This window comes from Streptomyces sp. NPDC034103, assembly GCF_055575395.1.
Map to the genome: position 1 here is coordinate 103,480 of NZ_JBVISS010000012.1, position 14,899 is coordinate 118,378.

Below are 14,899 nucleotides of genomic sequence, written 5' to 3' on the forward strand. Positions count from 1 at the left end.
AACAGCGGACGCGGCGTGGGGATTCCCGCACGGGTGCGAGGGGCGGTGACAGGGGCGGGGTTCATCGAGACCGTGCCGAGGCAGCCGAGCGGGCCTGGGTCTTCTGGCCCGCACCGACGCAGGGCGCTGCGTCCGGCAGTACGCGCATCCCTGCCTCCAGGAGGGGTCCGACGCGGGCGAGGATGCCGGCCGGCCAGGCGGCCGCGGCGGCCGGGTGGCCGGGTGGCCGGGTGGCCGGGTGGCCCATGGCCTCCCTGCCCGTCCCGGCGGACACGAGCACGCCGTCGATGCACTGGCCGTCCACGACGGCGTCGAGGCCGGGCGCGTACCCCACCGGCACCTGCGTCCCGCGGACCAGGTCCGCGAAGCCAGCGGTGTCGGCGTTGGCGGCGACCGTGTCGGCGAGGGTGATCCGCCAGGCGCGGATCCGGCCCCGTCGGCCACCCGGCGACCGCAAATCCGCGCGACCTGCCTGCGCACGGCGCCGACCCCGCCTACGCTCACCTCGTGCTGAGCATCATCGACGACCGAACCGGCGACCCCGTCCCCGCCCGACGGGGCCTGACCCGCGTCGAGGCGCATGTGCCGGGGTACGACACCAGCGCCCTGCGCGTCCTGCTCGTCGCCGACGTCCTCGCCCGCGCCCTGGAACTCGGCAGCGCCCCCGTCTGGTCGGTGCTCCGGGCCGAACGCGACGAGGCGGAGCTCCGGGCGGGCGTCGCGGCTCTCGGCATCCGGCCCTTCGAGTCCGGCCGGGGCGCCGGGGCCGGGCCGGGAGAGGGCCGGGTGATCCATGTGGTGGGTGCGGGCGGGGCGACCCCGGACGGCGTACGGGTGGCCGTCGCGCCGGTCGCGCAGGCTGACGGGGGCGACCCGGGCCGCGAGGGTGCGGCGGATGCCGCCGTGCCGGATCCCGCCGTCGGGGCCGACCCCGGCGACCTCCGCCTCGCCCTCCTCTCCCACCGCCACCACCTCCCCGTACGCCTTGACGCCGCCGCCCTGGACGCCGCCCACGCCACCCTCGCCCGCTGGCGCCGGACCGTCGCCGGATGGGCGCGGCAGCCCTCGCGGCCGGTGCCCGAGGAGGTGCGCGACGAGTTGCAGACCGCGTGGGAGGACGACCTGGACGTGCCCGGAGTACTGCGCGTCCTGCGCCGGGTGGAGTCCTCCGACCTGCCCGAGGGCGCCCGTTTCGAGACGTACGCCTACGCCGACCGGTTGCTCGGCCTCGAGCTCACCCGCGACCTGGGAGCCCCCGGGTGATCGCGCGCGCCGGAGCCGGCCCGCTGCGCCGACTGGTGGTGCTGCGGCACGCCAAGTCCGCCTGGCCCGAGGGCGTGCCGGACCACCGGCGGCCGCTCGCCCCGCGCGGCCGCCGGGACGCGCCCGCCGCGGGACGCGCGCTCGCCGAGGGCGACTTCCTGCCCGACCTCGCGCTGTGCTCCACCGCCGTACGCGCCCGCCAGACCTGGGACCTCGCCTCCGCGCAATGGGGCACCCCGCCCCCGGTCCGCCACGACGCGCGCCTCTACGGCGCCGACGTCCCTGAGCTGCTGGAGGTCGTCCACGAGGTCCCCGCCGAGGTCGAGACGCTGCTGCTCATCGGCCACAACCCCGGCCTGGAGGAACTCGTCCTCGACCTCGCGGGCGACGGCCTCGACGACACCCTGGAGCGGGTTCGCGTGAAGTTCCCGACCGCCGCGGTCGCCGTACTGGCCTGGCGCGGTACGGCGTGGGACGCGCTCCTGCCCGGCACGGCGCTGCTGACGGCGGTCACGGTGGCGCGCGGGAAGAAGTGAGCGCCCCGCGGTACCTGTTTTTCTACCCCGACGGCACCGGCACCGGCGCCGGCCCCGACACGGCTGGATGTCCGTGGTCGTGGCGGCACCGACCGGCGTGCTCCACCAGACCCGGGGCGGGGGCCTCGGCTGCGTGCCCTACGAGCAGGAGGGATGTCTGATCCCGCTGCTCGGCCTGCGCCTCGACGAGGAGCTGCGGGTCTACGGCTCGGCGCATCGCGACGACACCTGGCCCACCGCACTGGTGCTGGACGAGTCCCGGCTGCCCGCGGCGGACGAGGCGTGGGTCCCGATACTGACCCCCGTCGGGTCGAGCTTCCTGGCCTGGGAGAACTCCGACCGACCAGCCGGGCGCGGACGCAGGTCGCCGGGCAGGTCGCCGCGCAGGCCCTGGGTCGGCCCGCCGCAGACAGGACCGCGGCGATGGTCACGGCGACGGTCACGGGGACCGCAGCGCCCGCCGCGCGGGGACGCGCCCCGCGCCGAGCTGCCCGCGTGCGACCTTCACCACATCGTCCCCCGCGCCTGCGGGGCCGGGGACCCGGACGGCGCCGCATAGGGTGGCCGGATGCAGGACGAGTACCGCACGGTCGCCCACGCGGGCGTGCACGAGACCGAGGTCAACCGCTCCCGCTTCCTGTGTGCCCTCGCGCCCGCGGCCACGGAGCAGGAGGCGCAGGCCTTTGTCGCGGGCATCCGCAAGGAGCACGCCGACGCCACCCACAACTGCTTCGCCTACGTCATCGGCGCCGACGCGGCGATCCAGAAGGCGAGCGACGACGGCGAACCCGGGGGCACCGCCGGCGTCCCCATGCTCCAGATGCTGCTGCGGCGCGACATGCGGTACGTCGTCGCCGTGGTCACCCGCTACTACGGCGGCGTCAAGCTCGGCGCGGGCGGCCTCATCCGCGCGTACGGCGGAGCGGTCGGCGAGGCCCTGGACGCCCTCGGCACCCTCACCCGCCGCAGGTTCCGCCTCGCCACGGTCACCATCGACCACCAGCGCGCCGGCAAGCTCCAGAACGATCTGCGTGCCACCGGCCGCGAGGTCCGTGACGTCCGCTACGCCGAGAGCGTCACCCTCGAGATCGGCCTGCCGGACGCGGACGTCCCGGCCTTCGAGACCTGGCTCGCGGACGTCACCGCCGGGACGGCCGGGTTCGAACTGGGTGGAGAGGCCTATGGCGATGCCTGAAAGGCCGGTAACCGCCCGTGATGTCAGACCCGGCCGTTAGTCTCGGGGATCATGAGACTGCTGCACACTTCCGACTGGCATCTCGGCCGCGCGTTCCACCGGGTCAACATGCTCGGCGCGCAGGCCGAGTTCATCGGTCATCTCGTCGCGACCGTGCGTGAGCGCGGCGTGGACGCGGTGGTCGTGTCGGGAGACGTGTACGACCGGGCGGTGCCGCCGCTGGCCGCGGTCGAGCTGTTCGACGACGCCCTGCACCGGCTGGCCGACCTCGGTGTGCCGACGGTGATGATCTCCGGGAACCATGACTCCGCCCGACGACTGGGCGTGGGCGCGGGTCTCATCGACCGCGCGGGGATCCATCTGCGGACCGAGCCGGCGGCGTGCGGGACCCCGGTGGTCCTGCGGGACGCCTTCGGCGACGTGGCCCTCTACGGGCTGCCCTACCTCGAACCGGCCCTGGTGAAGGACGAGTTCGGGGTGACGAAGGCCGGCCACGAGAGCGTGCTCGGCGCCGCCATGGACCGCGTCCGGGCCGACCTGGCGACGCGCGCGCCGGGCACCCGTTCCGTCGTCCTCGCGCACGCCTTCGTCACCGGCGGCGAGGCCAGCGACAGCGAGCGGGACATCACGGTCGGCGGCGTGGCCGCGGTACCGGCCGGCGTCTTCGACGGCGTCGACTACGCCGCGCTCGGGCATCTGCACGGCTGCCAGACCCTCACCGAGCGCGTGCGCTACTCCGGTTCCCCGCTGCCGTACTCCTTCTCCGAGGCCGACCACCGCAAGAGCATGTGGCTGATCGACCTGGACGCCGACGGCGCGGTGACCGCGGAGCGCGTCGACTGCCCGGTGCCGCGCGCCCTGGCCCGGATCCGCGGCACCCTGGAGGACCTGCTCGCCGACCCGGAGCTCGCGCGGCACGAGGAGGCGTGGGTGGAGGCCACCCTGACCGACGCCGTCCGCCCCGCCGACCCCATGGCCCGGCTCACCGAGCGCTTCCCGCACACCCTCAGCCTTGCCTTCGACCCCGAGCGGGCCCCCGACGACCCCGACGTCTCCTACGCCCAACGCCTCGCCGGCCGCAGCGACCAGGAGATCGCGGAGGACTTCGTCGCCCATGTGCGGGGCGCGGGGCCCGACGAGAGCGAACAGGACGTCCTGCGGGACGCCTTCGACGCGGTGCGGGCGAACGAGGCCGCACACGAGGTGTCCCGATGACGCCGCGCTCGCCGTGGGCGGGGGGTACGCGACCGTCGGGGGCGCGCTCACCGAGGGCCAGGCGTGGACAGCCGGTGCCGGGCTCGCCGCGGTCGGGATGTGGGCGGCCGGTAGCGGTGGGCTCGCCGCAGGCGGGGTGCCGGCGACCGGCGGCCGTGTGCTCGCCGCGGGCGGGGTATCAGCGATCGTTGGTGCCGGGCTGGTCGAAGGCGGACGGTGGGCGGCCCGTGGCGGCGGGCTCGCCGCGGGCGGGACGTGGGCGGCCGGTAGCGGTGGGCTCGCCGCAGGCGGGGTGCCGGCGACCGGCGGCCCTGTGCTCGCCGCGGGCGGGGTATCAGCGATCGTTGGTGCCGGGCTGGTCGAAGGCGGACGGTGGGCAGCCCGTGGTGGCGGGCTCGCGGAAGACGGGGGAGGGTGTCCGATGAGGCTGCACCGGCTGGACATCACCGCCTTCGGGCCCTTCGGGGCCTCCCAGACCGTCGACTTCGACGAGTTGTCGGCCGCCGGGCTCTTCCTGCTGCACGGGCCCACGGGCGCGGGCAAGACGTCCGTCCTCGACGCCGTCTGCTACGCCCTCTACGGCTCCGTGCCCGGTGCCCGCCAGTCCGGCCAGGGCATGAGCCTGCGCAGCGACCACGCCGCCACCGGCATCCGCACCGAGGTCCGCCTCGAACTGACCGTCGCTGGAAGGCGGTTGGAGATCACCCGGCAACCCCCGTGGGAGCGCCCCAAGAAGCGCGGCTCGGGCAGCACGCTCGACAAGGCGCAGAGCTGGCTGCGCGAGTACGACGTCACCGCCGGCACCTGGAAGGATCTCAGCCGCTCCCACCAGGAGATCGGCGAGGAGATCACCCAGCTGCTCGGCATGAGCCGCGAGCAGTTCTGCCAGGTCGTGCTCCTGCCCCAGGGCGACTTCGCCCGCTTCCTGCGGGCCGACGCCGAGGCGCGCGGCCGCCTGCTGGGTCGTCTCTTCGACACCCACCGCTTCGCCGAGGTCGAAAAGCGCCTCGCCGAACGCCGCCGCGCCACCGAGGCCCAGGTCCGCGAGGGCGACGCCGAGCTGCTCGCCGACGCTCACCGCATGCAGCAGGCGGCCGGTGACGCCATGCGGCTCCCGGACGCGGCCCCCGGTGAGCCCGGTCTCGCCGACGCCGTCATGGCCGCGGCCGCCGTCGCCCGCAGCACCGCGCGCGAACAGCTCACCATCGCCCACAGCCGCCTCACCGCCGCCGAGTCCGCCCAGGCGGGCGCCGAGCGCGACCTGGCCGATGTACGCGAACTGGCCCGGCTCCAGCAGCGGTTCGCCCAGGCGCGGGAGCGGGCCGCGCTGATGGAGGCGCGCTCCGACGGCTACCGGCAGGCGCAGGCCCGCATGGAACGGGCCCGCAAGGCGGAGGCCGTCGCGCCGGCGCTGGAGCTGCGGGAAGCCGCCGACGCCGAGCACGACAGGGCCGCCACCGCACAGGCACGCACGCGTGCCCTGCTGCCGGACACCTACACGGACGCCGGCGCGGCCGGGCTCGCGGCCGCCGCCCGCCGGGCCGCCGAGGAACTGGGCGGCCTGGAGTCGGCGCGACGCGGCGAGCGGCGCCTGGCCGAACTCACCGCGGAGCGCGCCCGCCTGGACCGTCAGGAGCGCGCCGACGAGGACGTCCTCCAGGAAGCCGACGCCTGGCTGGCCGGCTGGGAGACGGTCCGCGCCGGGATGCAGGCCCGCATCGACTCCGCGCAGGAGGCCGCCACCCGCGCCGAACAGCTCGGCGTCCAGCGGGAACCCGCGCAGAAGCGGCTCAACGCGGCACGGATGCGGGACCAGTTGGCCGGCGACACCGACACCGTCGCCGAGCAGGTCCGCCTCACCCGGGAACAGGCCCTCACCGCCAAGGCGCACTGGCTCGACGTCAAGGAGCAGCGCCTGAACGGCATCGCCGCCGAACTCGCCGCCCAGCTGACGGACGGCCGCCCCTGTGCCGTCTGCGGCGCGACCGAACACCCCGCCCCCGCGCGCAAGGACGCCGGTCACGTCGACCGGGAGGCCGAGGAGCAGGCGCTCGCCGCCTACCAGCGCGCCGAGGAGCGGCACAGCGAGCAGGAACGGCGCCAGGGCGTCGTACGGGAGGCGCTGGCCGCCGCCACCGCGGAGGCGGGCGACACCCCCACCGCGCGACTCGCGGAGGCGGCGGAGGAGTTGGAGCGGCTCTGGGCCACGGCCCGGCACGAGGCCTCGGCGCTGCACCCGGCGCACGAGGAGCTGCGGCGGGCCGAGGCCGAGCACGAGCAGCGCACCGCCGACCGGCAGCAGGCGGCGGTGCGGGCCGCCGCCAGGGTCGGGCACCGCGAGCGGCTCGACCAGGAACGGGTTCTGCTGGAGGCGGAGTTGGCCCAGGCGCGGGGAACCGCCGACAGTGTGGCCGCGCGGGTGGGGCAGTTGGAGCGGCAGGTCGCTCGGCTCACCGACGCCGCCGACGCCGCCCGGGCCGCCGAGGACACCGCCCAACGGCTCAAGGACGCCGACGCCCGGCTCGCGGACGCCGCCTTCCGGGCCGGCTTCGACACCCCGCAGGACGCGGCCGATGCCCTCCTCGATGACGCGGCCCATCGCGACCTCCAACGGCGGCTCGACGCCTGGCAGTCGGAGGAGGCGGCCGTGCGCGCCGTCCTCGCCGAGCCCGAGACCGCGGCCGCCGACCGGCAGCCGCCCGCCGACCTCGCGGCGGCCGAGGAAACGGCCACCCGCGCCGCCCGGCGCGTGCGCGACGCGGCCTCCGCGCGCGACGCCGCCGCTCGCCGCTGCCACGACCTCGACCGCCTCTCCGCGCGCGCGACCGTCTCCGTACGGCGACTCGCCCCGCTGCGCGAGGAGTACGACCGGGTGGCCCGCCTCGCCTCGCTCGCCGCGGGCACCTCGGCGGACAACGAACGCAAGATGCGCCTGGAGTCCTACGTCCTGGCGGCCCGGCTGGAACAGGTCGCCGCCGCCGCGACCGTCCGGCTGCTGCGGATGTCCTCCGGCCGCTACACCCTGGTCCACTCCGACGACCGGGCCGGGCGCGGCCGCAGCGGGCTCGGACTGCATGTCGTGGACGCGTGGACCGGCCGGGAGCGGGACACCGCCACGCTGTCCGGCGGCGAGACCTTCTTCGCCTCGCTCGCCCTCGCCCTCGGTCTCGCGGACGTCGTCACCGACGAGGCCGGCGGGGTCCGCCTGGACACCCTCTTCATCGACGAGGGCTTCGGCAGTCTCGACGACCAGACCCTGGACGAGGTCCTCGACGTCCTGGACTCGCTGCGCGAACGCGACCGCAGCGTCGGCATCGTCAGCCATGTCGCCGACCTGCGGCGGCGCATCCACGCCCAGTTGGAGGTGGTGAAGGGCAGAGCGGGCTCGACGCTGCGGCAGCGCGGGACCGGGTGAGTCAGCGGCCCAGCGGGCGGCGGGGGACCGGCGAGGAGTAGACGACGTTGGTGGTCACCGAACCCAGCGTGCCGATCTTGCCCGACACCTCCTCCAGATGTCTCATCGAGCGGGCGGCGACCTTGATCACGAAGCAGTCGTCGCCCGTGACGTGATGGGCCTCCAGAATTTCCGGCGTCGCCTCCACGAGGTCGTGGAACGGCTTGTAGTTGCCGTTCGGGTACCTCAGCCGCACGAACGCCAGGATCGGCAGCCCCAGCCGGTCCGGGTCGACCACCGCCGCGTACCCCTGGATCACCCCGGCCTCCTCCAGCCGCCGCACCCGCTCGGTCACCGCGCTCGGGGACATGGCGACGGCACGGGCCAGCTCGGCGAAGCTGGCCCGGCCCTCCCGCTGGAGGACGTCGAGGATGCGCCAGTCGGTGGCGTCCGGGGAAAACGCGGTCATCCCTGAGGAATAGCAGGGGAATCCCCGGCGCATCAAGCCCATCGCCGGGGAGAGCCCCTTCAGGACGGTGATCATCGACCGTAGATTTCCGGTCGTGGAGTCACGCCACAAGAGCCGCCACCAACGAGAACCGCCCCGGCAACCGACAAGGCAACCGCAACCGCCACGAAAATCGCCCCGGAAAGGTCACAGCATGACCACCACCACCCTCACCACCCACCCCGTCCTGCGCGTCGCCCCCGCGGCTCCGGCCGAGGCCGCCGCCTACTTCCGCGCGAGCCTGACCTTCCACGCCGACGTCTCCGACGTGGCCGCCGCCCTCGCCGCGGGCGGTGACCCGGGCTTCGTCGTCCTCGACTCCCGCTCGACCGAGTCCTGGGACCAGGGCCACATCCCCGGCGCCGTCCACCTGCCGACCGCGCTCATCCCCGAGCAGGCCGAGCGGCTCCTCGACAGGAACGTGCCGGTCGTGACGTACTGCTGGGGCCCCGGCTGCAACGGCGCCACCCGTTCCGCCCTGGCCCTCGCCGAACTCGGCTACCAGGTCAAGGAGATGCTCGGCGGCTTCGAGTACTGGGTGCGCGAGGGCTTCGCGTACGAGACCTGGGAGGGCGAGGAGCGCCGGGACGCCGACGCGCTGACGGCACCGGTGGACGCGGCGAACTGCGGCTGCTGAGAGGGGCGGTACGTCCTGAGGGCCCTCGCTGCTCGACCAGGGGGTCCGGGTGACCGTGGGCGGCCGCCCTGGCTGAATCCGACGTTCCGGTCTTTGGGATGCGCCGACGCGGGCTGTCATGCACGCGGTAGATTCCGCGCCATGGTGCGATACGCGGAGCCGGGCGTGGCGGAGTGGGTCGAATCGGGCGGCGGGCCGCTGATAGCGGTGCCGGAGACGGTCCTGCCGTTCTGGGCCGGCGCCGACGGCGACGAGCTGGCCTCGGACTACGACCGGGCCTGCGAGGTGGACGGGTACGTCGGACTGCTGCCCGTCGGCGACAGCGCGGCTCTGGTGCTCGGCGACGAGCCCGCCTCCACCACCTATCTGCCGGACCACGGCACCTTCGTACGCTGGTCCGCGGGGGAGTCCGAGGAAGAGCTGCTCGCCGAGGTGCCGACGGCGCTCGACACCGCGGTGTGGGGACCCGAGGTGGCCTGGAACGTGCCCGGTCCGGTGCTGCTGTTCGACGCCGCGTGGCCCGGCAACGACTCGCTGCGCACCGATCACGTGTGGATCGCGCTGGACCCCGGCCGCTACGCGGTGCGCGCGGCCCATGTCCGGCCCGGACCGGAGACCTGGCTGGGACTCGTACAACTCAGGCCCCTCGCACAGGGACAACCGCGTGCGTCGCGTGCGTGACCCGACCATCATGGTCGTCCAGGCCCCGACTCCCGCACCCGCCCCCGAAGAGCTCCGCCGCGCCCCCTGCCTGCGCGGGCGGACCGCACTGGTCACCGGTGCCGGCAGACGGGGCGGCATCGGACACGCGGTCGCCCGCCGGCTGGCCGCCTACGGGGCGAGCGTCCATCTGCACCACCATGTGCCGCACGACGCCGCCCAGCCCTGGGGCGCCGACCACCCCGAGGAGCTCGCTCGTGGCCTCCGCGCGCGCGGCGCTTGGGGACCCCGAGGCCAGGGTTCTCGCGGGTCCCGGTGACCTGTCCGCCCCCACCCTCGCCGAGGGGCGATCACGGTGAACACCGTCAACCCGGGCCCCGTGGACACGGACTGCCTGCCCGGTGAGGCGTGCGAGGCGGTGGCCGCGATGTTCCCTGCCGGTCGCTGGGGCATGCCCGACGACCCCGCCCGCCTCATCGCCTGGCTGGCGGACGAGGCGGGCCGGGTCACCGGGCAGGTGATCGATTCGGAGGGCGGGTTCCGGCGCTGATCCCGCTCGGCCGGTTCAGAGCGCGGAGAGCTCGTCCACCAGGTCGTCCAGGCCGAGGGAGCCCTGCGAGAGGGCCGCCATGTGCCAGGCCTTGAGGTCGAAGGCGTCCCCGTGCCGGCGGCGCGCGTTCTCCCGGCCCAGCAACCAGGCCCGCTCGCCCAGCTTGTAGCCGATCGCCTGCCCCGGGATCGTCAGATAGCGGGTCAGCTCACTCTCCACGAAGTCCGCCGGACGGCTGCTGTGCGCCCCGAAGAACTCCTGCGCCAGCTCCGGCGTCCAGCGCTCACCCGGATGGAACGGCGAATCCGCCGGGATCTCCAGTTCCAGATGCATGCCGATGTCCACGATGACCCGCGCCGCCCGCATCATCTGCGCGTCGAGGTAGCCGAGCCGCTGCTCCGCGTCGGTGAGGAAACCGAGCTCGTCCATCAGCCGCTCCGCGTACAGCGCCCAGCCCTCGGCGTTGGCGCTGACGATGCCGACCGTGGCCTGGTAGCGGGAGAGGCTGTCGGCGACGTGCACCCACTGCGCGAGCTGCAGGTGATGGCCCGGAACGCCCTCGTGATACCAGGTCGACACCAGGTCGTACGCCGGGAAACGGGTCTGCCCCATCGTCGGCAGCCAGGTCCGGCCCGGGCGGGAGAAGTCCTCCGACGGGGGCGTGTAGTACGGGGCCGCCGCACCGCCGGGCGGGGCGATGCAGGACTCCACCTTCCGTACCCGCTCGGCGAGTTCGAAGTGTGTGCCGTCGAGTGAGTCCATCGCCTGGGACATCAGCCCCTGCAACCACTCCCGCACCTCGTCGACGCCCTCGATGTGCAGGCCGTGCTCGTCGAGGTGCGCGAGCGCCGCCCAGGGCGTCTCGGCGCCGGGGAGGATCTTCTCGGCCTCCTTCTTCATCTCGCCGAGCAGCCGGTGGTACTCCGACCAGCCGTAGGCGTACGCCTCGTCCAGGTCGAGGTCGGTGCCGTTGAAGTAGCGCGACCAGCGGGCGTAGCGCTCCCGGCCGACCGTGTTCGGCGCGCCCTCGATCGCCGGCGCGTAGACGTCCCGCATCCAGTCCCGCAGCTCGGCGACGGCGGCGGTCGCGGCGCGCGCGGCCTCGTCCAGCTCGGTGCGCAGCGCCTCGGGACCGGCCGCCGCGAAGTCCTCGAACCAGCCACGCCCACCCGTGCCCGCCCACTCGGTGAGCTGTTCGACGAAGGTGGCGGTCGGGCGCGGAGCCGCGTACAGCTTGCGCTCCAGACCCAGCGCGAGGGACTCGCGGTACCCGGCGTACGCGGCCGGCACGGCACGCAGCCGCTCGGCGATCGCGGCCCAGTCCTCGTCCGTCTCCTGCGGCGTCACGGTGAACACCTCACGCACCGAGTGCGCGGCCGTCGCCATGTTGCCGACCGAGCGCAGCCCCTCGTCCGCCTCGTGCACGGCCAGCTCCGCGGTCAGCCGCTCCCGCAGCAGCCGGGCGCAGCGCCGCTCGCTGTCGCTGTCCGCACCGGGCTGCCGCTCGGCCTCGTCGAGCTGGGCGAGGGTGGCCCGCCCCAGCGCCGCGAGCGCCTCCTGACCCGCCGGTGAGGTGTCGGGCAGACGGTTCGAACTCTCCTTCACACCGAGGTAGGTACCGGTGATCGGGTCGAGGGCGATGAGGGCGTCGACATAGGCGTCGGCCACCTCGCGGGGCAGCGGGCTCTTGGTCTGAGACATGCGGACCATCCTCGTACGAGGGCCGCCGCACGTCACGCGGATTGAGCCGAGGGCGTAGGAGGCAGCAAGGGTCCGCAGTCCCACTGCTGGAAGATCAGCCGGGTCTCCACCCGGGCCACCTCGCGATGGGCCGTGAACTCGTCGAGGACCAGCCGCTGCAGGTCCGTCATGTCCGCGACCGCGACATGGACGAGGTAGTCGTCGGGGCCCGTCAGATGGAAGACGGTCCGGGACTCCGCGAGCGCCCGGATCCGCTCCACGAACGGCCCCACCAACTCCCGCCGATGCGGCCTGACCTGCACGGACAACAGCGCCTCCAAGCCGCGTCCCAGCTTCGCCGGATCCAGCCGCAACTGATGCCCGAGGATCACGCCCGCCCGGCGCAGCCGGGTCACCCGGTCCAGACAGGTCGATGCCGCGACGCCCACCTGGGCGGCGAGGTCGCGATAGGTGGTCCGAGCGTCGTTCTGCAGCAGCCGCAGAAGATGAAGGTCCACCGGATCCAGTACGACAGATTCGGCCATCGGTCGAACGTAGCACGGTGTTCGACGCCCAAGACCCGGGCGGTGTTCACCCTTGTCCGCATGGAGACGACGCCTGTGCCCACGAGAGCCCTGGCCACCGAGGCCGTCCACGCCGGCCGCGACGACCTCGCCCGGCAGGGACTGCACGCCCCGCCCATCGACCTGTCGACGACCTACCCCTCGTACGACAGTCGCGGTGAGGCCGCCCGTATCGACGCCTTCGCCACCACCGGCGCCGAGCCGGAGGGCCCGCCGGTCTACGGCCGGCTCGGCAACCCGACCGTCGCCCGTTTCGAGACCGCCCTCGCCCGGCTGGAGAACACCGAGGCGTCGGTGGCCTTCGCCAGCGGGATGGCCGCCCTGAGCGCGGTCCTTCTCGTACGGGCCTCCCTCGGCCTGCGCCATGTCGTGGCCGTCCGCCCCCTGTACGGGTGCAGCGACCACCTGCTGACCGCCGGGCTCCTCGGCTCCGAGGTGACCTGGACCGACCCGGCCGGCATCGAGGAGGCGCTGCGCCCCGACACGGGCCTGGTCATGGTCGAGTCCCCGGCGAACCCCACGCTGGCCGAGGTGGATCTGCGGGCGGTGGCCCACGCCTGCGGTTCCGTGCCGCTGCTCGCCGACAACACCTTCGCGACACCCGTCCTCCAGCGCCCGGCCGAACAGGGTGCCCGGCTGGTGCTGCACAGCGCCACCAAGTACCTCGGCGGGCACGGGGACGTGATGGCGGGCGTGGTGGCCTGTGACGAGGAGTTCGCCGGACGCCTGCGGCAGGTCCGGTTCGCCACCGGCGGCGTCCTGCACCCGCTGGCCGGTTACCTGCTGCTGCGTGGCCTGTCCACCCTGCCGGTGCGCGTCCGCGCCGCCTCCGAGAACGCCGCCGAACTCGTCCGCCGCCTCGCCGCCGACCCCCGGGTCGCCCGCGTCCACTACCCGCGCATCGGCGGCGCCATGATCGCCTTCGAGGTCCACGGCGACCCGCACGAGGTCATCGCCGGCGTCCGCCTGATCACCCCGGCGGTCAGCCTCGGCAGCGTCGACACCCTCATCCAGCACCCGGCGTCGATCAGCCACCGCATCGTGGACGCGGACGACCGGCGTGGGGCCGGGGTGAGCGACCGGCTGCTGCGGATGTCGGTGGGCCTGGAGGACGTCGAGGACCTGTGGGCGGACCTGGACAACGCCCTGGGGACGGCGCGCCCCGGCAGCGGCGCGGGGAACCGCGCGACACCCCACGCCGCACCCGCGCCCGCCGTCAGCCACTAGGCCGAGTCAGCTCCTGCGGCGCTCAGGCGTACCCGCGTGCGCCGCGGCGTCCTGCGCGGCCAGGCGCGCCGTGATGACGAGGGTCCCCTCCTCGATCTGATAGTCGAGGGGGAGGCCCAGCCCCCGCATGGCGGCGACCATCCCCGTGTTGGACGCCTGCGTCACCGCGTACACGCTCTCGCACCGCGCCTCGACCGCCAGTTGCACCAGCCTGCGCAGCAACTCGCTGCCGATACCCCGCCGTTGCCACTCGTCCTCGACGAGCAGCGCCACCTCGGTCTCGTCCCCGTCCCACAGCAGATGGCCGAGCCCCACCAGCCGCCCCGACGTCGTCTGTACGGCGAGCGTCCGCCCGAACCGCGGGCTGAGCAGGTGGTTCAGGTAACGGTCCGCGTCGCCGACCGGCCCGTGGTAGCGCAGCCCGAGCGTCCGTGTACTGCACCGCTCGTGCATCGCCTTCGCCGCGTCCAGGTCGCCGACATCGGCCCGGCGCACGGTGATGTCGTTGCCCTCGGGCAGCGTCAGCACGTCCTGACTGCGCGGCATCCGCGGCCCGAGCACCGCGTCCAGCTCCACCAGCGCTCGCGCCCGGGCGAACTCGGTCGGGGTGAACGGCAGATACGGCCGCTCCACGGTGATCTCGCCGCCCTCCGGGGCCCGCAGACGCATCACGGACTCCTCCAGCGAGCCCTCGGCGGGCACGGCCCGCGCATCCGCACGGGCGGGCGACTGGCGGATGGTGCAGCGGCCCAGCAACTGCCGCAACGCCAGCGGCAGTTCCGCCGCGTCCTGTGCGGTACGGGCCGCCAGTCCGAGCACCCGGGTCGGCGCGTCGACCAGGTCGTGGGCGTCGGCCCGCTCGATCCACGTCCCGGTACCGCCGGCCAGCGAGACGGCCCGCGTGATCTCGGCGGCACCGATGTCGCCGGGAGCCCGCAGCAGGAACTCGTCCACCGTCCCCTCGGCCAGCGGATGCGTCTGGAGGCTCAGGATGTCCACCCGGTGCTGGGCCAGCGCCGTGCACAGCGCGGCCAGCGACCCGGGGGCGTCGCGCACCGTCGTCCGCATCCGCCACAGCGTGCTCGCACCGGCCTCGGCGGACGGCTGCCCGGCCCGCTCCGACGGGAGTGGCCGGGCGCCGGTATCGGTATCGCCGACCGGCGGTGCGTGACCGTGGCGCCGTGCCCACCAGGTGTGGAACGCCGCCGTGACGACGAGCAGGACGGCGGAGATCAGCAGCAGCGCCGGACCGTCGGGGCCGTGACCGACCAGGTTGGCGACGGCGTCCGCCACCGCGACGGCCGTGAACAGCGCCGCGAGCTCGATGACGTCCCGGCGCCAGTGGTGGACCGGACGACCGTGCCTCGCGCGCGTCACATCAGACATTTCTCGACTCATGCAGCCACTGTGAAGGAACGGTGTTGCGTGATCACGAACGCTTTGTGACCGG

14 protein-coding genes and 1 pseudogene are annotated in these 14,899 nt (G+C 74.4%); 10 read left to right on the forward strand and 5 right to left on the reverse strand.

What is annotated here, in order from left to right:
• Positions 1–61: 61 nt before the first annotated feature.
• Complete coding sequence (locus tag ACZ56U_RS26770) at positions 62–457, reverse strand: hypothetical protein (protein WP_469086523.1); 396 nt, start codon at positions 455–457, stop codon at positions 62–64.
• A 50-nt stretch (positions 458–507) separates the two neighbouring features.
• Here ACZ56U_RS26770 and ACZ56U_RS26775 point away from each other — a divergent pair, with 50 nt between their 5' ends.
• The 6 genes from ACZ56U_RS26775 (at position 508) to ACZ56U_RS26800 (ending at position 7,624) form a co-directional block, all read left to right on the forward strand.
• Positions 508–1,263 carry a hypothetical protein gene (locus ACZ56U_RS26775; RefSeq protein WP_469086524.1) on the forward strand — a complete coding sequence of 252 codons (756 nt, stop codon included), beginning with the start codon at positions 508–510 and terminating at the stop codon, positions 1,261–1,263.
• Positions 1,260–1,799, forward strand: coding sequence for a SixA phosphatase family protein (locus ACZ56U_RS26780; RefSeq protein WP_391236893.1), 540 nt, complete (start codon positions 1,260–1,262; stop codon positions 1,797–1,799). The genes ACZ56U_RS26775 and ACZ56U_RS26780 overlap by 4 nt, the downstream gene beginning before the upstream one ends.
• 79 nt (positions 1,800–1,878) lie before the next feature.
• On the forward strand, positions 1,879–2,358 hold the full coding sequence (locus tag ACZ56U_RS26785) for a DUF6210 family protein (RefSeq protein ID WP_469086525.1): 480 nt from the start codon (positions 1,879–1,881) through the stop codon (positions 2,356–2,358).
• 9 nt (positions 2,359–2,367) lie between these two features.
• On the forward strand, positions 2,368–2,994 hold the full coding sequence (locus tag ACZ56U_RS26790) for a YigZ family protein (protein WP_469086526.1): 627 nt from the start codon (positions 2,368–2,370) through the stop codon (positions 2,992–2,994).
• 51 nt (positions 2,995–3,045) lie between these two features.
• Positions 3,046–4,209, forward strand: coding sequence for an exonuclease SbcCD subunit D (locus ACZ56U_RS26795; RefSeq protein ID WP_469086527.1), 1,164 nt, complete (start codon positions 3,046–3,048; stop codon positions 4,207–4,209).
• A 421-nt stretch (positions 4,210–4,630) separates the two neighbouring features.
• Entirely contained in the window at positions 4,631–7,624 is a 2,994-nt protein-coding gene (locus tag ACZ56U_RS26800; protein ID WP_469086528.1) for an AAA family ATPase, read from the forward strand.
• 1 nt (position 7,625) lies between these two features.
• Here ACZ56U_RS26800 and ACZ56U_RS26805 read toward each other — a convergent pair whose 3' ends face one another.
• Positions 7,626–8,072: an Lrp/AsnC family transcriptional regulator gene (locus ACZ56U_RS26805; protein ID WP_469086529.1), complete on the reverse strand. Its 447-nt coding sequence runs from the start codon at positions 8,070–8,072 to the stop codon at positions 7,626–7,628.
• Positions 8,073–8,265: 193 nt separating this feature from the next.
• On the opposite strand from ACZ56U_RS26805, the gene ACZ56U_RS26810 reads away from it, so the two are divergent.
• The 3 genes and pseudogenes from ACZ56U_RS26810 to ACZ56U_RS26820 all read left to right on the forward strand — a co-directional run bounded on the left by ACZ56U_RS26810 (position 8,266) and on the right by ACZ56U_RS26820 (position 9,958).
• On the forward strand, positions 8,266–8,748 hold the full coding sequence (locus ACZ56U_RS26810; RefSeq protein WP_469086530.1) for a rhodanese-like domain-containing protein: 483 nt from the start codon (positions 8,266–8,268) through the stop codon (positions 8,746–8,748).
• Positions 8,749–8,889: 141 nt separating this feature from the next.
• Positions 8,890–9,429, forward strand: a complete 540-nt coding sequence (locus ACZ56U_RS26815; RefSeq protein WP_469086531.1) for an immunity 21 family protein — start codon at positions 8,890–8,892, stop codon at positions 9,427–9,429.
• 10 nt (positions 9,430–9,439) lie between these two features.
• Positions 9,440–9,958, forward strand: a pseudogene (locus ACZ56U_RS26820) (SDR family oxidoreductase).
• Between the two features lie 15 nt (positions 9,959–9,973).
• On the opposite strand, the gene ACZ56U_RS26825 reads toward ACZ56U_RS26820, so the two are convergent.
• A complete protein-coding gene (locus ACZ56U_RS26825) occupies positions 9,974–11,659 on the reverse strand; it encodes a DUF885 domain-containing protein (protein ID WP_469086532.1) in 1,686 nt (561 codons plus the stop codon).
• Positions 11,660–11,691: 32 nt separating this feature from the next.
• A complete protein-coding gene (locus ACZ56U_RS26830) occupies positions 11,692–12,183 on the reverse strand; it encodes an Lrp/AsnC family transcriptional regulator (RefSeq protein WP_391236867.1) in 492 nt (163 codons plus the stop codon).
• A 60-nt stretch (positions 12,184–12,243) separates the two neighbouring features.
• Between ACZ56U_RS26830 and ACZ56U_RS26835 the strand changes: the two genes are divergently transcribed.
• Positions 12,244–13,449 (forward strand): trans-sulfuration enzyme family protein, encoded by a 1,206-nt coding sequence (locus tag ACZ56U_RS26835; RefSeq protein ID WP_469086533.1) that lies wholly within the window; start codon positions 12,244–12,246, stop codon positions 13,447–13,449.
• Between the two features lie 6 nt (positions 13,450–13,455).
• Here the strand turns inward: ACZ56U_RS26835 and ACZ56U_RS26840 are convergent, their stop codons facing one another.
• Positions 13,456–14,835, reverse strand: a complete 1,380-nt coding sequence (locus tag ACZ56U_RS26840; RefSeq protein ID WP_469086534.1) for a GNAT family N-acetyltransferase — start codon at positions 14,833–14,835, stop codon at positions 13,456–13,458.
• Positions 14,836–14,899: the final 64 nt, after the last annotated feature.